At 71.9% G+C, this 24,268-nt stretch carries 23 protein-coding genes; 12 read left to right on the top strand and 11 right to left on the bottom strand.

Annotation, left to right across the window (positions count from 1 at the left end; translation table 11 throughout):
- The first annotated feature begins 78 nt into the window (after positions 1–78).
- Together CLV43_RS26000 and CLV43_RS26005 are read left to right on the top strand one after the other, a co-directional pair.
- The gene (locus CLV43_RS26000) at positions 79–1,896 is read left to right on the top strand and encodes a flavin-containing monooxygenase (protein ID WP_106189965.1); all 1,818 of its coding nucleotides are present in this window, start codon (positions 79–81) and stop codon (positions 1,894–1,896) included.
- Complete coding sequence (locus CLV43_RS26005) at positions 1,893–2,627, top strand: SDR family NAD(P)-dependent oxidoreductase (protein WP_106189966.1); 735 nt, start codon at positions 1,893–1,895, stop codon at positions 2,625–2,627. Before CLV43_RS26000 ends, CLV43_RS26005 begins: the two co-directional genes overlap by 4 nt.
- Positions 2,628–2,631: 4 nt before the next feature.
- Here the strand turns inward: CLV43_RS26005 and CLV43_RS26010 are convergent, their stop codons facing one another.
- Positions 2,632–3,933, bottom strand: coding sequence for an MFS transporter (locus CLV43_RS26010; RefSeq protein ID WP_245887051.1), 1,302 nt, complete (start codon positions 3,931–3,933; stop codon positions 2,632–2,634).
- Between CLV43_RS26010 and CLV43_RS49445 the strand changes: the two genes are divergently transcribed.
- The 3 genes from CLV43_RS49445 (at position 3,866) to CLV43_RS26025 (ending at position 6,374) form a co-directional block, all read left to right on the top strand.
- Positions 3,866–4,009, top strand: coding sequence for a hypothetical protein (locus CLV43_RS49445; protein WP_245887057.1), 144 nt, complete (start codon positions 3,866–3,868; stop codon positions 4,007–4,009). The two genes, CLV43_RS26010 and CLV43_RS49445, sit on opposite strands and share 68 nt — an antisense overlap.
- A gap of 461 nt (positions 4,010–4,470) precedes the next feature.
- Positions 4,471–5,712: a sensor histidine kinase gene (locus CLV43_RS26020; protein ID WP_146174898.1), complete on the top strand. Its 1,242-nt coding sequence runs from the start codon at positions 4,471–4,473 to the stop codon at positions 5,710–5,712.
- A complete protein-coding gene (locus CLV43_RS26025; RefSeq protein WP_106189973.1) occupies positions 5,709–6,374 on the top strand; it encodes a response regulator transcription factor in 666 nt (221 codons plus the stop codon). The genes CLV43_RS26020 and CLV43_RS26025 overlap by 4 nt, the downstream gene beginning before the upstream one ends.
- 10 nt (positions 6,375–6,384) lie before the next feature.
- Here CLV43_RS26025 and CLV43_RS26030 read toward each other — a convergent pair whose 3' ends face one another.
- Positions 6,385–7,314, bottom strand: a complete 930-nt coding sequence (locus CLV43_RS26030) for a zinc-binding dehydrogenase (RefSeq protein ID WP_106189975.1) — start codon at positions 7,312–7,314, stop codon at positions 6,385–6,387.
- An 82-nt stretch (positions 7,315–7,396) separates the two neighbouring features.
- Here CLV43_RS26030 and CLV43_RS26035 point away from each other — a divergent pair, with 82 nt between their 5' ends.
- Positions 7,397–8,047, top strand: a complete 651-nt coding sequence (locus CLV43_RS26035; protein WP_106189976.1) for a helix-turn-helix domain-containing protein — start codon at positions 7,397–7,399, stop codon at positions 8,045–8,047.
- A gap of 541 nt (positions 8,048–8,588) precedes the next feature.
- Complete coding sequence (locus tag CLV43_RS26040) at positions 8,589–9,449, top strand: TauD/TfdA dioxygenase family protein (RefSeq protein WP_106189978.1); 861 nt, start codon at positions 8,589–8,591, stop codon at positions 9,447–9,449.
- 352 nt (positions 9,450–9,801) lie between these two features.
- Here the strand turns inward: CLV43_RS26040 and CLV43_RS26045 are convergent, their stop codons facing one another.
- Complete coding sequence (locus tag CLV43_RS26045) at positions 9,802–10,617, bottom strand: glycoside hydrolase family protein (RefSeq protein WP_106189979.1); 816 nt, start codon at positions 10,615–10,617, stop codon at positions 9,802–9,804.
- Between the two features lie 135 nt (positions 10,618–10,752).
- On the opposite strand from CLV43_RS26045, the gene CLV43_RS26050 reads away from it, so the two are divergent.
- Positions 10,753–11,802: an AraC family transcriptional regulator gene (locus CLV43_RS26050; protein WP_106189981.1), complete on the top strand. Its 1,050-nt coding sequence runs from the start codon at positions 10,753–10,755 to the stop codon at positions 11,800–11,802.
- On the opposite strand, the gene CLV43_RS26055 is transcribed toward CLV43_RS26050, so the two are convergent.
- From CLV43_RS26055 to CLV43_RS26085, 7 genes are all read right to left on the bottom strand, one after another.
- Entirely contained in the window at positions 11,712–13,214 is a 1,503-nt protein-coding gene (locus CLV43_RS26055) for a nitrilase-related carbon-nitrogen hydrolase (protein WP_170156017.1), read from the bottom strand. The genes CLV43_RS26050 and CLV43_RS26055 overlap by 91 nt on opposite strands.
- 741 nt (positions 13,215–13,955) lie before the next feature.
- The gene (locus CLV43_RS26060; RefSeq protein ID WP_106189984.1) at positions 13,956–14,573 is read right to left on the bottom strand and encodes a methylated-DNA--[protein]-cysteine S-methyltransferase; all 618 of its coding nucleotides are present in this window, start codon (positions 14,571–14,573) and stop codon (positions 13,956–13,958) included.
- On the bottom strand, positions 14,570–15,052 hold the full coding sequence (locus tag CLV43_RS26065) for an RNA polymerase sigma factor (RefSeq protein ID WP_106189986.1): 483 nt from the start codon (positions 15,050–15,052) through the stop codon (positions 14,570–14,572). Before CLV43_RS26065 ends, CLV43_RS26060 begins: the two co-directional genes overlap by 4 nt.
- A 116-nt stretch (positions 15,053–15,168) precedes the next feature.
- Complete coding sequence (locus CLV43_RS26070; protein ID WP_146174900.1) at positions 15,169–15,915, bottom strand: PP2C family protein-serine/threonine phosphatase; 747 nt, start codon at positions 15,913–15,915, stop codon at positions 15,169–15,171.
- A gap of 62 nt (positions 15,916–15,977) precedes the next feature.
- Complete coding sequence (locus CLV43_RS26075; RefSeq protein ID WP_170156018.1) at positions 15,978–16,727, bottom strand: phosphatase PAP2 family protein; 750 nt, start codon at positions 16,725–16,727, stop codon at positions 15,978–15,980.
- Between the two features lie 61 nt (positions 16,728–16,788).
- Positions 16,789–17,772, bottom strand: coding sequence for a zinc-binding metallopeptidase family protein (locus tag CLV43_RS26080; protein WP_106189991.1), 984 nt, complete (start codon positions 17,770–17,772; stop codon positions 16,789–16,791).
- 75 nt (positions 17,773–17,847) lie between these two features.
- Complete coding sequence (locus CLV43_RS26085; protein ID WP_106190570.1) at positions 17,848–18,876, bottom strand: AraC family transcriptional regulator; 1,029 nt, start codon at positions 18,874–18,876, stop codon at positions 17,848–17,850.
- A gap of 71 nt (positions 18,877–18,947) precedes the next feature.
- Between CLV43_RS26085 and CLV43_RS26090 the strand changes: the two genes are divergently transcribed.
- The 3 genes from CLV43_RS26090 to CLV43_RS26100 are packed head-to-tail and all read left to right on the top strand — an operon-like array spanning position 18,948 to position 22,709.
- Entirely contained in the window at positions 18,948–20,423 is a 1,476-nt protein-coding gene (locus tag CLV43_RS26090) for a flavin-containing monooxygenase (RefSeq protein ID WP_106189993.1), read from the top strand.
- Positions 20,420–22,096, top strand: a complete 1,677-nt coding sequence (locus CLV43_RS26095) for a GMC oxidoreductase (RefSeq protein WP_106189995.1) — start codon at positions 20,420–20,422, stop codon at positions 22,094–22,096. Before CLV43_RS26090 ends, CLV43_RS26095 begins: the two co-directional genes overlap by 4 nt.
- Positions 22,097–22,106: 10 nt before the next feature.
- Positions 22,107–22,709: an acetoacetate decarboxylase family protein gene (locus CLV43_RS26100; RefSeq protein ID WP_211304558.1), complete on the top strand. Its 603-nt coding sequence runs from the start codon at positions 22,107–22,109 to the stop codon at positions 22,707–22,709.
- A 19-nt stretch (positions 22,710–22,728) separates the two neighbouring features.
- Here the strand turns inward: CLV43_RS26100 and CLV43_RS26105 are convergent, their stop codons facing one another.
- On the bottom strand, positions 22,729–23,355 hold the full coding sequence (locus tag CLV43_RS26105) for a TetR/AcrR family transcriptional regulator (RefSeq protein WP_106189996.1): 627 nt from the start codon (positions 23,353–23,355) through the stop codon (positions 22,729–22,731).
- Between the two features lie 120 nt (positions 23,356–23,475).
- Between CLV43_RS26105 and CLV43_RS26110 the strand changes: the two genes are divergently transcribed.
- Positions 23,476–24,267, top strand: a complete 792-nt coding sequence (locus CLV43_RS26110) for an SDR family NAD(P)-dependent oxidoreductase (RefSeq protein WP_106189998.1) — start codon at positions 23,476–23,478, stop codon at positions 24,265–24,267.
- The last annotated feature ends 1 nt before the right edge of the window (position 24,268 follow it).

The following is a 24,268-nucleotide window of genomic DNA, read 5'->3' on the forward strand; positions in this document are numbered from 1 at the left end:
CGCGGTTCGACGTCGGCGACGACCGGTGGTCCAGGTCGTGATCGCAACCCCTTACGAACGGCGCGGAAAGGATCCTCGATGACCATCCCCGAAGACACCCAGGGCGCGGAGCGGCGGCGGGTCGCCGAGGCCTGGCTGGCAGGCCTCGGCTCCGCGCTGGAGGCCCGCGACTACGCCGCGGCGGCGTCGCTGTTCACCCCGGACTGCTACTGGCGCGACCTGCTGGCCCTCACCTGGGACATCCGCACGTTCCGGGGGCCGGGGGAGGTCGAGGCGGCGCTCGGCGCCGCCCACGAGCCCAGCGGGTTCACCGATCCCGTGCTGGAGGACGGCGACCCGGTCGAGGGGGTGATCGGCGACCGGACCGGGGTGGTCGAGGCGTTCTTCGGCTTCCGCACGGCGATGGGCCGCGGCCGGGGGTTCGTGCGGCTGGTGCGGGACGAGGCCGGTGCCGTCCGCGCGTTCACGTTCCTCACCACGCTCCAGGAGCTGGAGGGGTACCCGGAGAAGACCGGGGTCCACCGGCGCCGCGACAGCAGGCGCTCCACCGACGAGGGCCGGGAGAACTGGCTGGACCGCAGGCTCGCGACGGCCGAGTTCGCTGACCGGGACCCCGAGGTGCTGGTGATCGGCGCCGGGCAGGCCGGGTTCACCCTGGCCGCGCGGCTCGGGCAGCTGGACGTGCCCACCCTGGTGGTGGACCGGATGGAGCGGATCGGCGACAACTGGCGCGGCCGCTACCACTCGTTGACGCTGCACAACGAGATCTGCGTCAACCACATGCCGTACCTGCCGTTCCCGGACACCTGGCCGATCTACATCCCGAAGGACATGCTCGCGGACTGGTTCGAGTCCTACGCCAAGGCCCTCGAGCTGAACGTGTGGACCGGCACCGAGTTCCTCGACGGCCGCTTCGACGAGGCCGACCGCCGGTGGACCGTGCGGCTGCGCAGGGCGGACGGTTCAATCCGCACGCTGCGGCCCGGCCACCTCGCGATGGCGACCGGCGTCAGCGGCATCCCCAACGTCACCTCGTTCGAGGGGATGGACGACTTCCAGGGGCAGGTCGTGCACTCCAGCGGGCGCACCGAGGACCTGGACGTCCAAGGCCGCACGGCGTTGGTCGTCGGCGCGGGCAACAGCGCGCACGACATCGCGCAGGACCTCTACCTGCGCGGCGCGGACGTGACGATGCTCCAGCGCTCCTCGACCACGGTCGTGAGCCTGGAACCCAGTGCCGCCAGGGTGTTCACGCTGTACAGCCAGGCCGAGGGCGTGCGACCGCTGGAGGACACCGACCTGCGCAGCGCGTCCGTGCCCAACGCGCTGCTGCACGAGCTGCACGGCCCGTTGAGCAAGGTGATGGCCGAGGACGACAAGGAGCTGCTGGACGGTCTGCGCGCGGTGGGGTTCGCGCTGGACAACGGCGAGGACGACACCGGGTTCTACCTCAAGCTGATCCGGTACTTCGGCGGCTACTACATCAACGTCGGCGCGTCGGACCTGATCATCGAGGGCAAGATCAAGCTCAAGCAGGGCAAGGGGGTCGACCACTTCACCGCCGACGGCGTCGTGCTCGCCGACGGCGACGAGGTGAAGGCGGACCTCGTCGTGCTCGCCACCGGGTTCAAGCCCATGCAGGAGGGCGTGCGGGCGATGCTGGGCGACGAGGTCGCCGACCGGGTCGGGCCCATCTGGGGGCCGGGCGCGGACTGGGAGCAGCGCGGCATGTGGTCCAGGACCGGTCAGGACAACCTCTTCGTCCTCGGCGGCAGCTTCGCCATGTGCCGCATCTACTCCAGGTTCGTCGCGTTGCAGATCAAGGCCGCCGTCGAGGGCATCGCCCCGCCGCGGTGGAACCCCGACACCACAGCGGAAGCAAGGAGTGCGCGATGACCAAGGTGTGCGTCGTCAGCGGATCGGCACGCGGCCTCGGCGCCGCCATCGCGGAGCGGATGAGCGAGGCGGGCTACGCGGTCGTCGGTCTCGACCTCGGCTACCCGGAGGACCGCGACCTCTCGACCCTGCCGGACGAGGCGAAGCCGGGCGTGTACCCGGTGCACGGCGACATCAGCGACCGGGACGCGGTGCTCAAGCTGGTCGCGGTGGTCAACGAGCGGCTCGGCGGCCCGCACGTCGTGGTCAACAACGCCGCGTGGATCCACTACGCGCTGCTGCCCGACGTCGAGGAGGAGGTCCTCGACCGGATGATCGCCATCGGCATCAAGGGCATGGTGTGGCTCAGCCAGGGCGCGGCCAAGGCCATGGGCGACGACGGCGGGTCCATCATCAACATCACCTCGATCACCTCCACCACCGGGTTCCCGCGGGCCACCATGTACGGCGCGCTCAAGGGCGCCGGTGCCAGCATGACCCGGCAGCTGGCCGTCGAGCTGGCGCCCAACGGGATCCGGGTCAACGCGGTCGCCCCCGGTTTCGTCCCCACTCCGGGTTCGCTCGACGTGGTCGACGCCGCGGGCGTGGACCGCAGGCAGAGCCGCACCCCGTTGCGCCTCGCGACGCCGCTGGACATCGCCAACGCCGTCGCGTTCCTGGCCTCGGACCAGGCCGGTGCGATCACCGGCCAGACGCTCGTCGTGGACGGGGGCCTGACCGTGTCGCTCTGAGGCGTCACGCGGTCACTGGCGCGCGGCGGGCGAACAGCAGGACCGCCGTCACGGCCGCGGTGCCCAGGAGCAGGGCCGCGAGGGCGGTCGCGCAGGTGTGGACGGCGTCGGCGTGACCGGCTCCGGCGTGCAGCCGGGCCGCGAACACGACGCCGACCACCGCCGCGCCCAGCGCCCCGCCGAGCTGGCGCACGGCGTTGTTGGCCGCGCCCGCCATCCCGGCGAGCTCACCGGGCACCGACTGGACGGCGACGGCGGTGCTCGTGGCGATGACCAGCCCGCAGCCCGCGCCGGTCACCAGCAGCCGCCACGAGAACCCGCCGAGACCGCTGGTGTCGGTCGTCCCCAGCAGCGCGACGAGCCCGGCCGCCGCGACCAGCAGTCCTGCCGTGAGCACGACCTTCGGCCCGAACACCGCCTGCAGCCGGGCGGCGGCGAAGCTGGCCACGGCGTTCCCGCCGAACAGGCACGCCAACCGCACGGCGATGCCCAGCGGAGGCACCTCCTGGTGGGCGAAGAACAGGCTCAGCACGAACACCACGCCCACGATCGTGAACAGCACCACCATCGCCGCGAGCCCGGCCGCGCTGAACCCGCGCGAGGCGAACAGCGCGGGCCGCAGCAGCGGCGTCGCCGACCGCTGTTCCACCACCACGAACACCCCCAGCACCACCACCCCGACCCCGAGCCCGACCAGCGCCTGGACCGACCCCCACCCGGACACCCCACCGCTGATCACGCCGTACACCAGCGCCACCACCCCCACCGCCCCGCTGACCTGCCCCGCCCAGTCCGCCGACCGCCCCTCCGGCGCCGACGACTCCAACGCACGACTCGCCCCGAACACCATCACCACCACGGTGAGCACCGCGATCGGCGGGTACAGCCAGTACCAACCGGCCCGCTCCGCCACCACCCCCGACAGGAACGGCCCACCACCCAACCCCAGCACGTTCGCCGCCGCCCACGCCGCGATCCCCCGATCGCGCGCCACCACCCCCACCGCCGTCGACGCGACCAACGCCAACGTCGCCGACATCACCAACCCCGCCCCCAGCCCTGCAGCGGCCTGCGCCGCCCACAACACCGAAATCCCCACCCCACCGGCCACCCCACCCGCCAAGAACCCCAACACCGTCCCCACCACCGTCAACCCCAACCCACCCAACGCGACCCGCCTGCGCCCATGCAGATCCCCAAGCACCCCACCCGACAGCACAGCCCCCACCAACGCCACCGTGAACGCCGCCGACACCCACTGCAAACCCGCCGTACTGGCCCCGGTGCCGGCTCGAACCGCACCCAACACCCCGTTCACCGCCGAAAAGGGCAGGTACGACACCAACATCGCCGCACACGCGAACACCGGCGTCGTCCACTGAGGACGGTCCAACCGCGCCGCGCGACGATGACGACGCGGCGAAACCTCAAGTGTGGTCATGGCGAAGACGGTATCTAATGATACTGATATAAGCAAGCTTAGATAGAGTCTCGGTCATGACCAACGACTCTGGAACCAACACACAAGCTGCCCAGCAACGCTGGAAGCGACAAGCCAAGTCGCCCTACCCAACGACGCTGGAAGCGAGCATGCTCGTCCGCTCGTGCGGTCGGCTTGACTTGGGGTTTTTGGGCTTAAACTTGCGGCGGCGGGCAGGCTCTACCACCTGCCCTTTTTCGCCCGACGAAGCCCAAAAAAAGGGCCCCAAGTCAAGCCGACCGCACCGCCCACGGCTGTAGCGATACCCCCGGAGACCACCGCAGCGACACCCCCCGACTACACCCCCAGGCCTACACCCCCAAGCCCACGACGCCACCCCACCCCCTCCGTACCCTGACCCCCATGCCGCCCGACCCCCTCCCCCCTCCCACCCGGCGGTTCACCCCACCCCAACTCCTCGCCTTCGACCTCCTCGTAGTCGCAGCCCTCGCCGTAGTCGGCCAAGCCCCCTACCTCGCCCACACCCGCTACGACATGCCATACGCCCACGAGGTCGAGATCACCATCTGGGTCCTCGTCTCGGTCTGCGTCCTCTGCCGCCGCCGCTTCCCACGCCAGGCCCTCGTCCTCGTCGTCGTGCTGGGCATGGTGGCCCTGTGGATGCGTTCGCACGCGCCGATCAGCCAGTACGTCGCTCTGGTCGTGTACTCCGTGGTGACGGTGTCCACGCGCCGGGCGGGCATGATCGCCGCGGGGGTCACCGGTGTGCTCGTGGTGGGCGCGACCTACCTGGGCACCATGGAGCCGGTGCCGATCCTGAGCCTGGGGGAGGGCGCGACCATCGTCATCGGCTGGTTGGCGGGGGAGTACGTCCGGGTGTCGCGCGAGCGCGCGGTCGAGTACGCCGGGATCGTGGCGGAGCGGGCCGCGGCCGCCGACGCCGACCGGCGCGACCAGGTCGTGCGGGCGGTGGCCGAGGAGCGGGTCAAGCTGGCCAGGGAGCTGCACGACGTGGTGGCGCACGCGATGAGCGTGATCGCGGTGCGCGCGGGCGTGGCCAGGGTGGTGATCGACTCCCAGCCCGACCAGGCGCGGGAGGCGCTCGGCATCATCGAGACCACCACCCGCCGCACGTTGCAGGAGATGCGCCTGCTGGTCGGTGTCCTGCGCGGCTCCGACACCGCGCCCGCCGAGCTGGGGCCGGCTCCGGGGCTCGCCGACCTGCCCCGGCTGATCTCGGAGGTCGAGGTGACCGGGGTGGCCGTGGACCTCGACGTGCGGGGGCGGGTGCGGGCGCTGAACCCGGCCGTCGACCTGTCGGCGTACCGGATCGTGCAGGAGGCGCTGACCAACGTCGTGCGGCACGCCGGGCCGACGCGGGCGAACGTCGTCCTGTCCTACGGGGCGAACCAGGTGGGCATCGACGTCCACGACACCGGTCGCCGCACCCGGCCGGACCCCGCGCTGGTCCGCGAGGGCACCGGCCACGGCCTGATCGGCATCCGCGAGCGGGCCGCGCTGTTCGGCGGCCACGCGACCGCGGGTCCGGACGGCGACGGCTACCGCGTCCGCGTCGTGCTGCGCACCAACGACCTCGACCACGCCGTCGAGGACGACGCCCACCAGGAGGAGCCCGCCCGATGACGATCACCGTGGTCATCGCCGACGACCAGGCGCTGGTGCGCGGCGGGTTCCGCGTCCTGGTCGACGCCGCCGCGGACATGACCGTGCTCGGCGAGGCCGCCGACGGCGCGGAGGCGGTCGACCTGGCGGCGCGGCTGCACCCCGACGTGGTGCTGATGGACATCAGGATGCCGGTCATCGACGGCATCGAGGCCACCCGCCGCATCACCGCGGCCGACGACACCGAGGCCACGAAGGTGCTGATGCTGACCACCTTCGACCCCGACGAGTACGTCTACGCCGCTCTGCGCGCGGGCGCCAGCGGCTTCCTGCTCAAGGACACCAGGCCCGAGGACCTGCTGGAGGCCATCCGGGTGCTGGCCGCCGGGGACGCGCTGCTCGCGCCGAACGTCACCCGCAGGCTCATCAAGGAGTTCGCCGACCGCCCCGAGCGGAACGGCCGGCCGGTACCCGACGTCCTGAGTGGACTGTCCAAGCGCGAGCAGGAGGTGCTCGTGGAGATCGCGGGCGGCTGGAACAACACCGAGATCGGCGCCCGCCTGCACATCAGCGCCGCCACCGCCAAGACCCACGTCAGCAGGCTCCTGCTGAAGCTCCGGGCCCGCGACCGGGCCCAGCTCGTCATGATCGCCTACGAGTCCGGTCTGGTCACCCCCGGCTGAGGGCCGGTCGTCAGCTCACGTCGAGCACGGCCTTGCCGTGCAGCTTGCGGCCCACCAGCGCCTGCGCGGCGGTCGCCACGTCCTCCCAGCCGCCGCGCCAGGCGATCTGGGGGTCCAGGTGTCCGGCCGCCACCTGCTGCGCGAGCCAGGTCAGGTCCGGCCCCAGCCCTTGGCCGCCCGCGAGGAAGAACGAGGTGACCGAGCGGTTGTGCCGTCCCCTCGAACCCTCGAAGGCGCTCTGCAGGAACGTCTCGCGTTCGTCGGACGACCGCCCGACCGACGCCAGCGTCCCGTGCTCGGCGAGCTTGTCGTAGGCGCGCACGAGCACCGGCCCGCCGACCACGTCGAGCACGCCGTGGACCGGTTCGGCGAAGTCCAGCCGCTCGTCGACCACCTCGTGCGCACCCAGCGCCCGCAGCTCGTCCCCGCGCAGGTCGGGCGCACCGGTGGAGGCGATCACGTACGCGCCCCCGCGCCGGGCCAGCTGCACCGCGAACCTCCCGACCCCGCCCGTCGCCCCGGTCACCAGGATCCGCCGCGCCAGCAGGGGCCCGAGTCGGTGCAGTGCGCGCAACGCGCTGCCCGCCGCGACCGGAAGGGTGCTCAGCGCACCCGGATCGGTGCCCTCCGGCGCCACCCCGAGGTAACCGGTGTCCACGGCCCGCAACCGCGCCCACGCCCCCGCGAGCCCCAGCGTCACCACCAGCGTCCCCTCAGCAGGCCCGGACCCGTCCGCGGCCGCCCGTTCCACCACCCCCGCGGCGTCCCACCCCAGCACCGCTCCGGGCGGCGCCCCCTGCAACGCCCCCTTCACCTCCCCGCTGTTGAGCGAGGTCGCGGAAACCCTGACCAGCGCCTCGTTCGGCGCGGGAACCGGATCGGGCGCCTCACCGAGCCGCAGCCCGCCCGGCGCGGCGGGATCCACCAGGAGTGCGCGCACAGTGCCTACCTTCCTCGACCAAAAGTGCCACTCAGTGGCATAAGCCTACGGGAGGCAAACGCTCCTGCGCTACCCTGGTCCCGTGCCCACCGCCGCTTCGTCGCAGACCGCTCTTCCCCTGCGGGAGCGCAAGAAGCGGCGCACGCGCGAAGACCTGATCGAGACCGCCCTGCGGCTGTTCGACGAAAACGGCTTCGCCGCCACCACCCTCGACGAGCTGTGCGACGCGGTCGGCGTCTCCAAACGAACCTTCTTCCGCTACTTCACCAGCAAGGAAGACGTCGCCGCCGCCCCGTCCCAGGACCTCTGGACAACGTTCCTCGACCAGCTGCGCACCACCGACCCGACCGACCGCACCGTCATCGCCCTCCTCCACGAAGCCCTCCTCGCGGCCCTGGCCGAAATGCCCGCCGCCAACTGGCCCACCCGCGTCCTCCTGACCAGACGCCTGGCCTCCGAAACGCCGTCCATGAAGGCCCACGACCTCTACTTCTGCCACCGCACCACCAAAACCGCCCTGAACCTCCTCCACACCCGCCTCGTCCTCACCCCACAAGACGACCTCCGCGTCCACCTGGCCCTGGACCTCCTCCTCTCGGCATTCCACCTGGCCCAGGAAGCCTGGGCGGCACAACCGACAACCCCCACGAAGAACGACCTCATCACCCACATCGCCACAGTCTTCGAGGCCGTCCCCCAAAGCCTCACCGTAAAAGCGATAGCCCGACCCTGAAGTCCACATAGGACTGTCTAACCCGGACGGTCTAGTGAATAGGTAGCCACCCAACCCAGCTGGAAGCGAGCATGCTCGTCCGCTAGTGCGGTCGGCTTGACTTGGGGTTTTTGGGCTTAAACTTGCGGCGGCGGGCAGGCTCTACCACCTGCCCTTTTTCGCCCGACGAAGCCCAAAAAAGGGGCCCCAAGTCAAGCCGACCGCACCCGGAGACAGCTGTAGCGACACCCCCGGAGACCGCGGTTAGCGACACACCCGGAGACCACCGCAGCGACACCCCCGTAGCAACCGCCGAACTCCCACACCACAGACCGATCCCGCACACCCCCCACACCCCATCCGGCTCTTGACCGACGAGACCGGACACGGTGTGGTGATGGTGACGCACAGCGTCGCCGACGCCGTTCCAGGCCCCCGCGTCGTCGTGCCCACCGACCGGCCGGGAAAGGGTGGCGTTGGACGCCCCGATCACGTTGCTCCGCAAAGAGGTCCCTGCCGCCGTCCGGGTGACCGTTTCCCGACCAGACACGAGAGGACGACCATGACTGTCGTATCCGCGGTGGTGCCGCTCACGGCCACCATCGGCGCGCGGGTCTCCGGCTTCGACCTGTCCAGGCCCCAGACCCCGGCGGAGGTCGCGGACATCCGCGCCGCACTGCTCCAGCACAAGGTCCTGGTCTTCCACAACCAGAACCTGACCCCCACGGCCCACCGCGACTTCGCCGCCACCCTCGGCGAGCTCACCCCCGCCCACCCCGTGGTGCCCGGCCTGGACGACGACCACCCGGAGATCTACGTCCTGGACAGCGGCGACGGCGGCAAGTCCCCGGTCTGGCACACCGACGTCACCTTCATGCCCCGTCCACCACTGGGCTCCGTGCTCCGCGCGGTCTCCTTGCCCCCGGTCGGCGGCGACACCTGCTGGACCGACCTGGAAGCCGCTTACCTGGCCCTCTCACCGCACGTCCGCTCGCTCGCCGACCGCTTGACCGCACTGCACGACGGCCGCAAGGACTTCGAGGACTACCTCCACACCCGCCTCGGCGGCGAGGGCAGCACCTGGGAGGGCGAACGCGTCACCTCCCTCGAACCCTCAGTTCACCCCGTCGTCCGCGTCCACCCCGAAACCGGCCGCCGCAGCCTCTTCGTCAGCCCCGGCTTCACCACCCGCATCCTCGACGTCACCGAAGCCGAAAGCCGCGCCCTCCTCACCCTCTTCTTCTCCGTCATCGGCCTCCCCGAACACAGCGTCCGCCACCGCTGGAGCCCCGGCGACCTCCTCATCTGGGACAACCGCAGCACCGCCCACTACGCCGTCGACGACTACGGCGACCAACACCGCGTCATGCACCGCGTCACCATCCGCGGCGACGCACCCTTCGGCGTAGACCGGGAAAGCTGACCAGCAAGCCAAGCAAACCAACTAACCAACCAACCAACGGCCCAACGACGCTGGAAGCGAACACAAGCCGCCCAACGACGCTGGAAGCGAGCACGCCCGTCCGCCAGCGGCCGGCTTGACTTGGGGTTTTTGGGCTTAAAATTAGTCGGCGGGCAGGCTCTACCACCTGCCCTTTTTCGCCCGACGAAGCCCAAAAAGAGGGGCCCCAAGTCAAGCCGGCCGCACCTCACACGGCGGATGCGACCCCAGCCGATCGACCACGATCAGCGACGGCCCCCGACAAACCACAACGGCAACCCCGCCGACCAACCACGATCAGCAACAGTCCCCGATCAGTCACAGCGGCACCCCCTCACCCCACCGACCGATAAGCCACCCCAGTCGCATTAGCCGTACTCCCCGTGTACAACCCCGTCCGATGCGTCGAAGTCGACAGCGTGAACCACGAGTACCGCTCCACGAACGACAACCCCTGCAGCATCAACGCCGAGTTCTTCGCGAACGCCGCCTGCTGGTCCGACGACGGGTACCGCGGTGTGCTCGTCGAGAAGTCGATCAGCGCGTACTCGGTCAACCAGATCGGCTTGTGGTACCGGTTGTACACGTTCTGCAGGTACCCCTGGAGCTGTCCGACGGCCGCCGCCGAGAAGTCCCCGCCGTACCAGTGCAGCGGGATGAAGTCCACCCGGTACCCCCGTGACGCCGCCCCGCTCATGAACCGGTCCAGCCACCCGCCCGCCGTGTCGCCGCCGAACGCCACCGCGGGTGCGCTCAGCCTCATCCCCGTGCCCTGCAACTGGGGCCACAGCTGCAACGCCTGGTCGACCGACATGTTCGCCTGCCCGCCCATGTCCGGTTCGTTGAACGCCAGCAGCGTGGTGCCGAGCGACTTGGCCTGGTTGAGCTGGGTCTGGTTGACCGACCCCGACCCCCAGATCATCGGCACGAACTCGGCGCTGGAGGGCGCGTTGATGCCCTGCTTGTCGGACGCCCACGTGTAGTACCACCCCGCGCCCACGTCGCTCAGCGCCGCCGTGACGCCGGAGAAGTTGGCGGCGCTGACCCCTTTCTTCTTGACGGCCGGGAGTGCCGATACCGGTGACGGCACCAGGCTCAGCGCGGTGAGCAGGGCCAGCGCCATGAGCAGCAGCCGGTGTGCGAATCGCATGGGGAATCCCTTCTACGACGTCGCGGCGGCGCGGGCCGAACGACCTCATCGTGGCGCAGGACGGGCGCCTTGTCGCTGTGGGACCACCGTAGGACCGCACTGCTACCGTCGGTCGTCCCGGACGAGGGAGCGCCCATGGGTGACATCGCGATCCAGTTCGTGCGCTCCGCGCTGGCCACGGCCGCCCCGGACGACGTCCGCCGCCTGCTCGACGGGGTGCCGCCCCGCTCGGCGCGCGTCCCGGTCGGCAAGGCGAGCGAGCTGGCGCGGTCGGTGTGGGCGTTGACGGGCGACGAGCTGTTCGGGCTCGGCCCGCGGCCGGTCCCGCTCGGCACGTTCCGGATGATCGCCATGGGCGTGGTGCACGCGCCCGACCTGCGCACGGCGTTGGAGCGCGCGGTGGCGTTCGCGTCCATCACGACGGGTTTCACGCGCACCGGGCTGGTCGTGGCGGGCGGCACGTGCCGGGTCGAGTTTGCCGCCGACGAGGGAGTGGTCGAGGAGCCGTTCGCGCTGGAGCTCGTGCTGGCGTTCGCCCACCGGTTCCTGGCCTGGCTCACCGGGCAGCGGATCGTGCTGTCCCACCTCGACCTCCCGTTCGCCGAACCCGGTCACAGCGCCGAGTACGAGCGGATCTTCGGTGTGGCCGCGTCGTTCCACGCGCCGGTGGCCGCGTTCGGCTTCGACGCGCGGTACCTCGACGCGCCGGTCGTGCGGGACGAGCCCGCGCTGGAGGCGTTCCTGCGGGACTCGCCGATGGACCTGATCGAGCACCGCGACCACGGCGACACGACCGCCGACCGCGTCCGCAAGGTCCTGGAGCGAGGCGAGCCCGGTCCTGCGGCCCGGTCGGCGGACGACGTCGCGGCCCGGTTGGCGATCAGCGCCCAGCACATGCGGCGGCTCCTGCGGCGGGAGGGCACTTCGTTCCACGAGATCCGCGAGGACGTGCTGCGCGCCATCGCCGTGGCGGGCCTGGAGAGCGGCCGGGAGTCGGTCGACGGGCTGTCGAGGCGGCTGGGGTTCTCCGAGCCCAGCGCGTTCCGCCGGGCGTTCGCCCGGTGGGTGGGGATCCCACCGGGCGAGTACCGCCGTCAGGCCCTGGACCGCCGCAGGCGGGCGCCGGTCGTGACCACCGCACCGGCCACGCACAGCCAGGCGAACAGGTCGCCGACGACGCGGTAGACGGTGGTCACGCCGTGCGTCGGCACGTCGGAGTGGACGACGTGCACGTCCGAGCCCGCGTAGTCGTGGGAGGCGAGCACCCGGCCGTGCCGGTCGACCGCGCCGGACACCCCGAACTCGGCCTGGCGGACCAGCGAGTACCCGTTCTCGACCGCCCGCAGGGCCGCCTTCCCGCTGTGCACCGAGCCGACCTCGGGCCAGTCCCGCGCGGGCACGAGCAGGATGTCGGCGTCCACGCGGGTCAGCGCCGGGAAGTCGGCGTCGAAGCACGTCACCGTGGCCAGCCGCCCGTACGGGGTGTCGACCACCGGCACCACCCCCGGACCCTCCGGGTAGCTCTCCAGACCGAGGACCGGGTGCGACTTGTCGTAGGCCCACAACCGGGTCCCGGCCGGGTCGAACAGGTACGTGCGGTTCGCCGTGTAGGGGGAGTCCGGCAGGTACAGGTACACGGCGACCTCGAGGTGGATCCGCTTCTGCCGCGCCGTGGCCGCCGCCTCGGCGAGGAACGCCGGTTCGTCGGCCGCCAGGACGTTCGCCGCCTGCTCGGACCACACCACGATCCGCGCGCCCGCCCGCGCCGCCTCCCGCGTCCTGGCGAACAGGTTCGCGTTGACCTTGGCGAACTCGGGCCGCACGAGCGCGGGATCCTGGTCCAGCACGCTGCGCGGGGTGAAGTCGTCGCCGATCAGCCCGCGCAGCTCGTCGGTCACCCGCGTGTCCGGACTGATGCCCGCGACCCGCACGCTCGGGCCGGACGTCGGGGAGAGCGCGAGCACGGCACCGCCGCCGACCAGCACCAGGACGAGCACCAGGCCGAAGCGGCGGCTCGCCCGCCACCACCCGGCCGGATCAGCCCACACCGCGTTGGCCGTGGTCGCGAACCACCCGATCAGGAACGCGATGCCGTACGGGCCGGTCACCCCGACGACCTGGAGCAGGGCGGTGGCGTCGTGCTGCGTCGGGGCCAGCACGCCGAACGCCGCGCCGAACGGGCTGACCACCGTCATCAGGAACTCGCACGCGACGAGGGCGGCGGGGAACAGCAGCACGCGGGCCCTCGGCGCGACGAGCCGGTCCAGCGCGAACGGCAGGGCTGTCACCGCGGTCAACGCGACGATGCCCACCACGGTGACCACCGTCATCGGCACGGCCGTCTCGACCATCCAGAACAGCCCGCTGACCGCCGACGCCAGCCACACCAGCAGCAGGCCGGAGGCCGCGGGTCCGGTGCGGGTGAAGCGCAGCAGGAACACGGGGAAGAGCCACGCCGCCACCGCGACGTCGAACCGGCCGTGCACCGCCAGCAGCCACAACACCGCCCCGACACCCCACCAGAGCCTGCGCCGCCGGTCGACCGCGGCCGTTCGCGGCGCTGAGTCAGGGCTCCGCACCGCCTGTTCAGTGATCATCGATGCTGCTCCGGTGGGTGCGATCTCGTTGCGGCCAATGGGTTTGCGGTCGCGGATCGACGTTAGCGACGCCCTTGGGGGCATCGCTGTGACCGCACCTCGCAGCTTTCGTGACCGCGGTGGTCACGCGGCGTCGCGGCCGGTCGGCGCCTCCCGTGTGGTGTCGACGGCCGGGTCGGATGCCACGCGAAGAGGGGGCGTGCCCGTCATCCTCCTCCCGCCGGCAGTTGCGCACGGGCGGTGGTGCCCTCATCGGGTCCACTGTGGAGGGTCGGCTCGCCGTCGAGTGCGGACACCCGGTCGTGCAGGCCCGGCAGAGCCGTGCCGCGCCGAGACCCGCGCCGAGACGGGGGCGAGGACTCGGCGGGCCGGGGAGTAGGCGGTGGTGGTTGGGGTGTTGCTTGGGGCACCCCGATTGCCGAGTATTCTATGCCCACCACCGCTTGTCAAGACGATAGGGCTGTCTTGACAAGCGGTGGTGGGCATAGAGATGGCTTCTCGTCGGGGTGCGTGGGGGGAGTGTGGGTGGGGAGGGCATCCGACGCTCCGCGACGGACAGGACATCCTCGCTGCGCGTCGGACAGGGCATCCTTGCTGCGCGGCGGACAAGGCCCCAGGCGCTTCGCGCCGGATGCGCGCTGGCGGGCTTCGCCCGTGGGGGTGGTCTGTGCTCGGCTTTGCTTTGGGTGGGGAAGGCATCCTTGCTGTGTGTTGGGGGTGGTGGTTTGGGAGTGGTTTTTGTTAGTGCTGTTGGGTTTTGGCTTGGGTGGCTTCGAGGGTTAGGAGGGTGTGTTTGGCGGTTTCGCCGCCTGCGTACTGGCCGTAGGAGCCGTCGGAGCGGACTACGCGGTGGCAGGGGACGATTAGGGGGAGGGGGTTTGTGGCGCAGGCGGAGCCGACTGCGCGGACGGCTTTGGGGCTGCCTGCGGCGGTGGCTACCTGGGCGTAGCTTTCGGTTGTGCCGTAGTGGATGGCGGGTAGGTGGGTGAGTACGGCGCGGCGGAAGCCCTTGGAGAGGCGGAAGTCCAGGGGTAGGTCGAAGTGGTGGCGGGTGCCTGCGAAGTACTCGTCCAGTTGGCGGGCGACGGGGTCGAGTTTGGCGGGGGCGTGCAGGACGCGGGGGCTGATGAGGGTGGCCAGGGAGGTGAGGGTGGCGTTGTGGTCCTGGCGTTCGAAGGCGACTCGGATGAGGCCGGTGGTGGTAGTGGCCAGGAGTAGTGGGCCGACGGGGGAGTCGAGGGTGCGGTAGGCGATGTCGAGGAGGCCTTCCTGGGTGGCGGTGGACACCAGGCGGGCGTGGAGGCGGCGGGTGGTGGGCTCGTCGACTTCGGGGAGGGAGTCGAAGGGGTTGTGGGTCATGGCTTTGCTCCTTGCTGGTAGGTGGCGCGCAAGGTCTTCATGCCGTCGGCGGCGGCACGGCGGGCGGCGTCGGTGGAGCCGCCGGTGATGGTGGCGATGTCCTTGTAGGGCAAGCCCGCGACGTAGTGGTAGGCGACGACGGCGCGTTGCTTGTCGGGTAGCTGGGCCAAGGCGGTCCACAGGTCGCCGTCCCAGTCCTCGGGGCGGCCGCGGGTGCTCGGGCGGTCGGGGACCTCGTGCACCGGGACGGCGCGGCGGGCCCTGGCGCGGGTGATGTCGATGGCCTTGCGGTGCGCGATCGTGACGAGCCAGGCGCCGACGTCGGCGTCGTCGGGCAGGTCGGGGTAGGCCCTGAGGGCGGACAGGAACGTCTCGGACCAGGCGTCCTCGGCGTCCACGGGGCCGACGACGGCGCGGCACACCCGCAGGACGGCGGGGCCGTGCTCGTCCACGACCTGTTCGAACGGTTTCACGGTCACATCTTGTAGACGTCCGAACCGGGGAGAACGTGAGGTCGGGGTTCCCTGGTCACGATAGCTTCAGTGTTGAGTGAAACGAACCGTCGAGAACCAGCCGGGGAGGAACGCGGGGAGGGTCAGCCCAGGAGGACGCGGTCGGCGACCAGTGCGGTGGCGTTGTCGCGGCCGCCGTTGGCGTAGGCGGTGTCGACCATGGTCTCGACGGCGTGGCCGGGGGTGGGGCTGTCGGCGAGGACGGTCTTGATGGTGGTGATGTCCAGGGACTTGTGCATGCCGTCGGTGCTCAGCAGCAGGCGGCCGACGGCCGAGCCGGTCTTGGCGTGGCCCATGTCGGCGGGGCGGACGGTGCGCACGGACGTCGTGACGATGTGCTCCATGCGGGGCGTCGGCTCGTTGCCGCGGGCCCGGAAGAACTCGGCGAGGGTGTGGTCGGTGGTGATCAGGTGCAGCATCCGGCCGTTCCACCGGTAGGCGCGGCAGTCGCCGACCCAGGCGATGTCGCACGGCCCGTCCGGGCGGTCGGCGGCGGGCAGCACGGCCACCACGAGCACGGTGTCGGCCTCGGGCTGGGGGAACTGCCGGACCAGTTCGCGCTGGGCGGCCATGATGCCCGCGCGTGCGCCCCGACGTGCGCCGACCCGCGCCGCGACCAGCGCGGCGGTCCGCGACGCCCTGGCGGCGAGCAGGTGGTCGCCGATGCCGTCGGCGACGACGAACGCGGTCTGCCCGGTGGTCGGGTCGGTCGCGGTGGCCAGTGCGTCGGCGTTCACCGAACGCGGGCCGCGCCTGCTGGCCGACTCGCAGGTCGTGCCCGTCATCCGGGCTGCGTCGGGAAGGGGGATTGCGGCGGTGTCTGCGGACATGACCGGACCTCCTCGGCGGGGTGCTGCACCCAGTCAACTGCCGGGATCCCCGGAAAGTGCCCTCAGACCCCCGAACCAGGCCTCAATTGTGAGGCCTGCTCAGGTGCTAGTCCATCACCGGGATCGACCGGTCGTTCACCGCGTTCCCGTCGCCACGCGCTGAACACAGCGGTCATCGCGGTCACCCACGCCGCTCCGAGGGTGTACCCGGCCAGCACGTCGGACACGTAGTGCACGGAGAGCGCCACCCGCGACAGGCCGATGCCCAGCACCATCACGACCGAGAGCACCAGCGCCACCCACCGCCACCCCCGGCTCATCGCGGGCCAGAACAGCAGCGACAGCACCGAGTACGACACCACCGCCGCCTGCGAGTGCCCGCTCGGGAAGCTCAGCCCGGAGGCGTGGGCCAGCGGGTCGGCCACGATCGGTCGGGCCCGGTGCACGACCGCCTTGACCACCTCGTTGAGCGCCGCGCCGCCCAGCTGGGTCACCACGACGAACGCCGCCAGCCGGTGCAGCTCCCTGCGCAGCAGCCAGCCGGCGAGCACCGTGAACACGACGAAGTAGACCGGGGCGGACCCGACGAAGCTGAGCACCTTCATGGCCGTGGCGAACACGTCGTGGGCCAGCGCGAACCGGTGCAGGCCGTCGCGGGCGTCGTCGTCCACGGTCTGCAGCGGCGGCCACTGGTCCTGCACGAAGAACAGCAGGAGCCCGAACGGCACGGCGGCCAGCGCCAGCGCGACCAGGGCGAGGACCGACCGCAGGCCGAACCGGGTGTCGGAGGGGCGCATCGGCGGTGTGCTCACCGACGAGGAATAACCCATCCGTCCGTTCGGCACACCTGCCTGTCACCCGAACGGGTGAAGGTCATGTCAGGAGGCCGTCGACGAACCGCAGCTTCCCCAGGACGACGGGCGACAGCACGAACGGGTACAGGTCGTCCTTGCCCATGCTGCGGTTGAGCTGGTTCACCGCGCGCGAGAGCGGCACCCAGGTGTCGACGAGGTCGTCGAACTCCACCGCCTCCTCCGACGGGACGGCGTCGACCGGGGCGTGCGGGTGCGGGGTGATGTCGCGGCCCGCGACCAGGACCCCGTAGGCCGCCGCGGTCTGCACCGTGTCGCGGATGTGCAGCAGGTGCGCGAACGTCTCCGCCCAGTCCTCCCACGGGTGCGCGGTCGCGTACGTGCTGACGTGCGACTCCTCCCACCCCGGCGCGGGCTCGTTGGCGTAGTGCGCCTCCAGGGCCGCCTGGTAGTCGGCGCGCTCGTCGCCGAACACGGCGCGGAAGGCCTCGTGGAAGCCCGCCCGGTCGATCAGCACGTCCCAGTACCAGTGGCCGACCTCGTGGCGGAAGTGGCCGAGCAGCGTGCGGTACGGCTCGGCGAGCCGGGCGCGCATCGCCTCGCGGTGGCTGTCGTCGCCCTCGGCGAGGTCGATGGTGATCACGCCGTTCGCGTGCCCGGTGACCACGTGCTCCTGGTCGCTGGACAGCAGGTCGAACGCCAGCCCGCCGTCCGGGTCCTCGGTGCGCGGGGTGACCGGCAGGCCGAGGTCGTCCAACTGGTGCAGCAGCCGTCGTTTCGCTGCTTCGGCGCGGGCGAACGGCTCGGCGGAGACGCCGTCGGCGGGGCGGGTGCGGGTCAGGGCGCAGCAGTCGCACAGCACGTCCTCGCCGTCGACGAGCCAGTTGCAGCCCGCGACGACGGAGTTGGCGCAGCGCTGCCGTCCGGACAGGGCGACCAGTGCGCGGTCGTCGCGCGAGTAGCCGACCGCCGTCCCGCACACCACGCAGCTGTAGTTCTCGAAGAACAGCAGGTTTCCGCACGAGGGGCAGGTGAACGAGCGCACGGCGGTGCCTCCAGGGCTTCCGGGGGAGTCGCCTCCGGGTACCCGTTCCGCGGCGCGGCAAGCGTGATGCCGCGCTCAGCGCGCCCGGCGGGTGTAGGCGGCGGGGGTGACGCCCTTCCAGCGCTTGAAGGCGTGGATGAAGCTCGACGCCTCCGCGTAGCCCAGCCGCAGAGCGACGTCCTCGACGGCGAGCGCCCTGATGGCCAGCAGCTCCTCCGCGAGCGCCTCGCGCACCTCGTCGAGCAGCTCCTGGTAGCTCGTGCCGGAGTCGGCGAGCCTGCGCCGCAGCGTGCGGGTGCTCACGGCCAGCTCGCGTGCGACGTGGTCCATGCCGAGGCCGATCGCGCCGGGGCGGGCCAGCAGTTCGCGCACCTCGTGGGCGATCCCGGCCCGCGCGCGCCGCTTCGCCACGAGCTCGCGGCAGCGGGCCTCGCAGAGCGCGACGGTGTGCGGGTCGGCCTGGGGGAGCGGGCGGGCGAGGAACGCCGCGTCGAACGTGGCCACCGTGCGCGGGCGGCCGAACCGGGGCCGCAGGCCGAACACCCGCTCGTGGCGGTCTACGTCGGCGGGTTCGGGGAAGCGGAAGTCGACGGCGAGCAGCGGGGCGTCGTCGGGCAGCAGCTCGCCGATGACGGTGTGGATCGCGGCCAGGTCGCGTTCCACCAGGAACCGCGCCACCGGCCGGGGCAGCGCGCTGTCGTCCAGCTCGATGTGCGCGCGGCCGTCGGACAGCGAGGCGCGCGGGATGCTGAACGTGAAGCTGAGGTCCAGGAAGCGCAGCGCGACGTTGACCGCGGCCAGCATCGTCGGGCTGCTGATGAAGGCGTAGCCGAGGAACCCGAACGTCGTCACGTGGTATCGGCCGCCGAGGGTGGGCCCCGCGTCGGGCATCAGCGCGGCCAGCGTGCGGATGACCCGCAGCTCCTGGCCCGCGGCCACCTCGGCGTCGGGGTCGGTCAGGTCGGCGGGGGAGATCCCGCTGTCCGCGAGCAGCCGGTCGGCGGGGATGCCGTGCTCGGCGCCGAAGCGCACCAGCAGCGCGACCCCGGCCACGCTCCGCGGGAAGTCCCAGTGCCCGACCACCGGCTCCGCGAGTGACGTCATGGCCGACATTGTCGATTCCCCGTCCTCTCCTGTCTTGGGCCGGACGTGTGGAGATCCCTAACGTCGGCCGGGTGCCCCGTCCCCCGCGCCGCCTCCGCGGACCCCGTGTCGTCGTCATCGGCGCGGGGTTCGCGGGGATCGGCGTGGCCGCCGAGCTGCTGCGCGACGGGTTCGCGGTGACCGTGCTGGAACGCGCGGACGACGTCGGCGGGGTGTGGCGCGACAACACCTACCCGGGTGCCGCCTGCGACGTGCCGTCCTCGTTGTACTCCTACTCGTTCGCGCCGAACCCGTCGTGGCCGCGCCGGTACGCCCGGCAGCCCGACATCCTGGACTACCTGCGCCGGGTCGCGGAGGACACCGGGGTGCTCGACCGGGTGCGGCTGGGCGCGGACGTGGTGGCCGCCGAGTTCGACGAGACCGCGCACCGGTGGCGGGTGGAGCTGGCAGGCGGCGGGGTCGTCGAGGCGGACGTGCTGGTGTCCGCGGTCGGGCAGCTGTCCCGGCCGGTCGTGCCGGACCTGCCCGGCGCGGAGTCGTTCCGCGGCCCGGCGTTCCACAGCGCCCGCTGGGAGCACGACCACGACCTCACCGGGCGGCGGGTGGCGGTGATCGGCACCGGTGCCAGCGCCGTCCAGTTCGTGCCGCACCTGCAGCGCGCCGCCGCGCGGCTCACGGTGTTCCAGCGGTCCGCGACGCACGTCGTGCCCAAGCCCGACCGCGCCTACCGGCCGTGGCACCACCGGGTGTTCCGGACCTGGCCCTCGGTGTTGCGGGCCGCCCGGCTGGGCGTGTGGCTGCTGGGCGAGGGGCTGACCGCGGCGCTCACGTCCGCGCAGGCGCTCGGCGGGCCGGTGGCCGGGGCGTCCCGGCTGCACCTGCGCCGCCAGGTCCGCGACCCGCGGCTGCGCGCCCGGCTGGTGCCGGGGCACCGCGTCGGCTGCCACCGGCTGTTGTTCTCCAACGACTGGTACCCGGCGCTCGCGCGGCCCAACGTGGACCTGGTCACCGAGCCGATCACCGGGCTGACGCCGACCGGTGTGCGCACCGCCGACGGCGTGGAGCACCCGGCGGACGTGATCGTGTACGGCACCGGGTTCGCCGCGACGGACTTCCTCGCGCCGATGGAGGTCCGCGGCCGAGGCGGGCGCAAGCTGGCCGACGAGTGGGCCGCCGGGGCGCGGGCGCACCTGGGCATGACGGTGCCGGGTTTCCCCAACCTCTTCCTGCTCTACGGCCCCAACACGAACCTCGGCGGCAACTCGGTCGTGTACATGATCGAGCGGCAGTGCCGTTACGTGGTGCGGGTGCTGCGGTACATGGCGGCGATGCGGGTGTCCACAGTGGAGGTCCGCCGCGAGGCCGCCGAGCGGTTCGACGCCGAGACGCAGGCCAGGCTGGCGCGCAGCGCGTGGAGCCGCTGTTCGAGCTGGTACCGCGACGCCACCGGGCGGATCACGACGAACTGGCCCGGCCTGGTGTGGGAGTACCGCCGCCGCACCAGGTGGGTGGACCACCGGGACTTCGACCACGGGGGCAGGCCATGACCGACTACGACGTCCTGGTGATCGGCTCGGGGTTCGGCGGTTCGGTCACCGCGCTGCGGCTGACCGAGAAGGGCTACCGGGTCGGCGTGCTGGAGGCCGGGCGGCGCTTCGCCGACGACGAGTTCGCCGCCAGCTCGTGGCACCTGCGCGACTACCTGTTCGCCCCTCGGTTGGGGTGCCTGGGCATCCAGCGGGTCGACCTGCTGCGCGACGTGCTCGTGCTCAGCGGCGCCGGGGTCGGCGGCGGGTCGCTGGTCTACGCGAACACGCTGTACGAGCCGCCGGAGCCGTTCTTCCGCGACCGGAGGTGGGCCGGGATCACCGACTGGCACGCGGAGCTGGCGCCCTGGTACGACCAGGCGCGGCGGATGCTCGGGGTCATGGAGTACCCCGGCACGACACCGGCCGACCGGGTGCTGCGGTCGGTCGCCGACGACCTCGGGGTCGGCGCGAGCTACCACCGCGCGGAGGTCGGCGTCTTCTTCGGCACGCCCGGCGAACGGGTCGCGGACCCGTACTTCGGCGGGGCGGGGCCCGACCGCGCCGGCTGCGTGCACTGCGGCGAGTGCATGACCGGGTGCCGGCACAACGCCAAGAACACGCTGGTGAAGAACTACCTGCACCTGGCCGAACGCGCCGGTGCCGTCGTGCACCCGCTGACCACCGCCGTGGACGTGCGGCCGGTCCGCGGCGGCTACCGGGTCGACACCCGGCGCACCGGGGTGCTGTCCGGTGGGCGGCGGACGTTCACCGCGGGGCAGGTCGTGTTCTCCGCGGCGGCGCTGGGCACGCAGAAGCTGCTGCACCGGCTGCGCGACCGGGGCAGCCTGCCCGCGATCTCGCCGCGGCTGGGGTTGTTGTCCCGCACCAACTCCGAGGCCGTCCTGGGCGTCCGGGCGCGCACGGCCGCGGCGGACTACTCGCGCGGCGTCGCGGTCACCTCGTCGATCCACCCCGACGACCACACCCACGTCGAACCGGTGCGCTACGGGCGCGGCAGCAACCTGATGGGGCTGCTGATGACCGTGCTGGTCGACGCGGAACCGGGCACGCCCCGGTGGCGGCTGGGGGTGCGGGAGCTCGTGCGGCGGCGCAAGGACCTGCGCAAGCTGCTCGACCCGCGGCGCTGGTCGGAGGAGACCGTGGCGCTGCTGGTCATGCAGGACCTCGACAACTCGTTGACCACCCGCACCCGCCAGGGCCTGTTCGGCAGGCGGCTGACCACGTCGGCGGGGGAGGGCGAGGCCAGTCCGGTGTGGATCCCCGGCGGGCACGACGCCGCGCGCCGGGTCGCCGCGAAGATCGGCGGCATCCCCGGCGGCGCGTGGACCGACCTCGCGGACATCCCGATGACCGGCCACTTCATCGGCGGGTGCGTCATCGGTGACACGGCGGCCTCCGGTGTCGTCGACCCGTACCACCGGCTGCACGGCCACGAGGGCCTGCACGTGGTGGACGGGTCGACCATCCCGGCCAACCCCGGCGTGAACCCCTCGCTCACCATCACCGCGCTGGCCGAGCGCGCGATGTCGTTGTGGCCCAACAAGGGCGACCCCGACCCGCGGCCCACGGCGGGCTCGCCGTACGCGCGGGTCGCACCCGTCGCGCCGGACCACCCCGTCGTGCCGCGCACCGCGCCCGGCGCGCTGCACCTGCCCATCACCCCGAAATGAGGTCGTCCCCGTGGACACCGAGTACCCGCCCGAACCGTGGGACCTGCACGGTCACGGCTGCGTGTCGCTGTGGAGGGTGCAGCAGGACATGCTGCCGCCGCTGCCCTCCGGCGTCCGGCCGGTGACCGCGTTCGGGCGCGCGGTGGTGGCGACCGCGTTCGTCGACTACCTGCCGGGCAGCCTGCTGCCCTACCGCGAGCTGCTGGCCGCGGTGGTCGTGCGCGACGGCCTGCGGCTCGGGCTGTCGATCACGCACATCTGGGTGGACAGCCCGGCCTCCAAGGCGGGTGGGCGCGAGCTGTGGGGCATCCCCAAGGAGCTGGCCGGGTTCAAGGTGGTCCCGGCGCCCGCGTTCGCCGCCGTGGCCACCGACATCGCCGAGGCCGAGCACTCCTCCTACGGCCGTGGGGTCCCGGCTCCGGTGGCCGGGTCGGTGTTCCAGACGCTGCACGGCTCGACCGTCCGGACCCCGGTGCGGATGAGCGGGCGGGTGCGGGTGGCGAAGGTCGGGTGGCGGTTCGCGCCGGAGGGCCCGCTCGCGTGGCTGGACGGACTGACGCCCGCGCTCGGGCTGTCGGTGGTGTCGTTCCGGATGCGCTTCGGGCCGCGGTGACGCCGTCCGCGGGGCCCGCTCAGGCGGGGAAGAGGGTGCCGACGAGCCGCAGGACGTTGGCGCGCAGCTCGGCGCCCGCCTGCTCCTGACCGGCCAGCTGGCGCAGCAGCGCCTGCTGGAACAGGCCGTCGACCATCGCGTACAGCGGCGCGGGCGGCACCGCGACCTCCCGGCCGACCAGCTCGGCGTAGCGGCTGACGATGCGCCAGATCATCCGCTCCAGCATCGCGTCGATCTCCAGCACGTCCTCGCGGAACGACGGCTCGAACAGCGCCTGCGAGCGCAGGTCGTACCAGAGGCGGTGCATCGTGGCGTCGTCGACGAGCGTGGCGATGAGGGCGTCGGTGAAGCCGTCGGCCAGCGTCTGCGGGGTCTCCGCGGTGGCGACGATCGTGTCGTAGCGCTGCGCGCACGCGGTCTTGTACTGCCGGACGCAGTACGTGATCAGCTCGACCTTGTCGCGGAAGTAGTAGTGCAGGACGCCGTGCGAGAACGCCGAGTTCTGCGCGATCTCCCGCAGGCTCGTGCGGGCGTAGCCGAGTTCGGACAGCGTTTGGAGCGCCGCACCCGCGAGCTCGCGGCGGCGCTCCTCGAACTTGTCGACCTGTCGCCGTGAGACGCGGTCGAGCTTCTCGGCAGTGGACATCGCCGCTCAGAGTAGCTGATCGGGTGCATCTTGACGGTTGTCCAAGAAAAGCTTGACAGTCGTCCAAACCGTTCCTAGCGTGTGGTCCACATCACTGGCGATGGCGAAAGGCGGCATGGGATGAGCCGAATGGATCTGTCCGGGAGGTGCGTCCTCGTCACCGGAGGCGCCCGCGGCCTCGGAGCGGGCATGGCGCAGGCGCTCACCGCCGCCGGAGCTCGGGTGATGATCGCCGACGTGCTCAAGGACGCGGGGGAGCAGACCGCGGCCGGGCTGGAGGGCGGCGGGTTCGTCGAGCTGGACGTCACCGACGACGCCGCGTGGGAGAACGCGGTCGCGCACACCGTCGCCGAGTTCGGCGGGCTGGACGTCGTGGTCAACAACGCGGGCATCGAGGTCACGGCGCTGATCGTGGACGTCGACCCGGACGAGACGCGCAAGATGCTCGAGGTCAACATCCTCGGCACGATGCTGGGCCTCAAGCACGGCATGCGCGCCATGCGGCCCGGCGGAGCGGCGGGCAAGGGCGGCACGATCATCAACATCGCCTCGGTCGCGGCCACCATCGCGTTCCCCGCGATCGGCGGCTACTCGGCCACGAAGTCCGCGGTCGACCGGCTCACCCGCGTCGCGGCCGCCGAGTCCGGCAAGCTCGGCTACGGCGTGCGCGTCAACTGCGTGTACCCCGGCCTGGTCGCCACGGACATGGGCATGAAGCTCGCCGTCGAGACCGCGGGCATCGGCCTGTTCGAGAGCCCCGAGGCCGCCGTGGGCGCGGTCGTCGAGCTGACGCCCTCCGGACGGCTGGGCGAGGTGTCCGACATGGCCGACGCGGTGGTGTTCCTCGCCTCCGACGCGTCGAGGTTCGTCAACGGCGCAGGCCTGCCGGTCGACGGCGGGATGGGGATGTGAC

Origin of the sequence: Umezawaea tangerina (assembly GCF_003002815.1) — a bacterium.
Lineage (GTDB): Bacteria > Actinomycetota > Actinomycetes > Mycobacteriales > Pseudonocardiaceae > Umezawaea > Umezawaea tangerina.

Excerpts from the sequence above, each read along its gene's own strand:
- CLV43_RS26055 (WP_170156017.1), bottom strand. The coding sequence starts at position 13,214 with ATGATCACTGAACAGGCGGTGCGGAGCCCTGACTCAGCGCCGCGAACG.
- CLV43_RS26000 (WP_106189965.1), top strand. The coding sequence starts at position 79 with ATGACCATCCCCGAAGACACCCAGGGCGCGGAGCGGCGGCGGGTCGCC.
- CLV43_RS26025 (WP_106189973.1), top strand. The coding sequence starts at position 5,709 with ATGACGATCACCGTGGTCATCGCCGACGACCAGGCGCTGGTGCGCGGC.
- CLV43_RS26005 (WP_106189966.1), top strand. The coding sequence starts at position 1,893 with ATGACCAAGGTGTGCGTCGTCAGCGGATCGGCACGCGGCCTCGGCGCC.
- CLV43_RS26105 (WP_106189996.1), bottom strand. The coding sequence starts at position 23,355 with ATGTCCACTGCCGAGAAGCTCGACCGCGTCTCACGGCGACAGGTCGAC.
- CLV43_RS26045 (WP_106189979.1), bottom strand. The coding sequence starts at position 10,617 with ATGCGATTCGCACACCGGCTGCTGCTCATGGCGCTGGCCCTGCTCACC.
- CLV43_RS26085 (WP_106190570.1), bottom strand. The coding sequence starts at position 18,876 with ATGACGTCACTCGCGGAGCCGGTGGTCGGGCACTGGGACTTCCCGCGG.
- CLV43_RS26020 (WP_146174898.1), top strand. The coding sequence starts at position 4,471 with ATGCCGCCCGACCCCCTCCCCCCTCCCACCCGGCGGTTCACCCCACCC.
- CLV43_RS26040 (WP_106189978.1), top strand. The coding sequence starts at position 8,589 with ATGACTGTCGTATCCGCGGTGGTGCCGCTCACGGCCACCATCGGCGCG.
- CLV43_RS26070 (WP_146174900.1), bottom strand. The coding sequence starts at position 15,915 with ATGTCCGCAGACACCGCCGCAATCCCCCTTCCCGACGCAGCCCGGATG.
- CLV43_RS26050 (WP_106189981.1), top strand. The coding sequence starts at position 10,753 with ATGGGTGACATCGCGATCCAGTTCGTGCGCTCCGCGCTGGCCACGGCC.
- CLV43_RS26060 (WP_106189984.1), bottom strand. The coding sequence starts at position 14,573 with ATGACCCACAACCCCTTCGACTCCCTCCCCGAAGTCGACGAGCCCACC.
- CLV43_RS26110 (WP_106189998.1), top strand. The coding sequence starts at position 23,476 with ATGAGCCGAATGGATCTGTCCGGGAGGTGCGTCCTCGTCACCGGAGGC.
- CLV43_RS26095 (WP_106189995.1), top strand. The coding sequence starts at position 20,420 with ATGACCGACTACGACGTCCTGGTGATCGGCTCGGGGTTCGGCGGTTCG.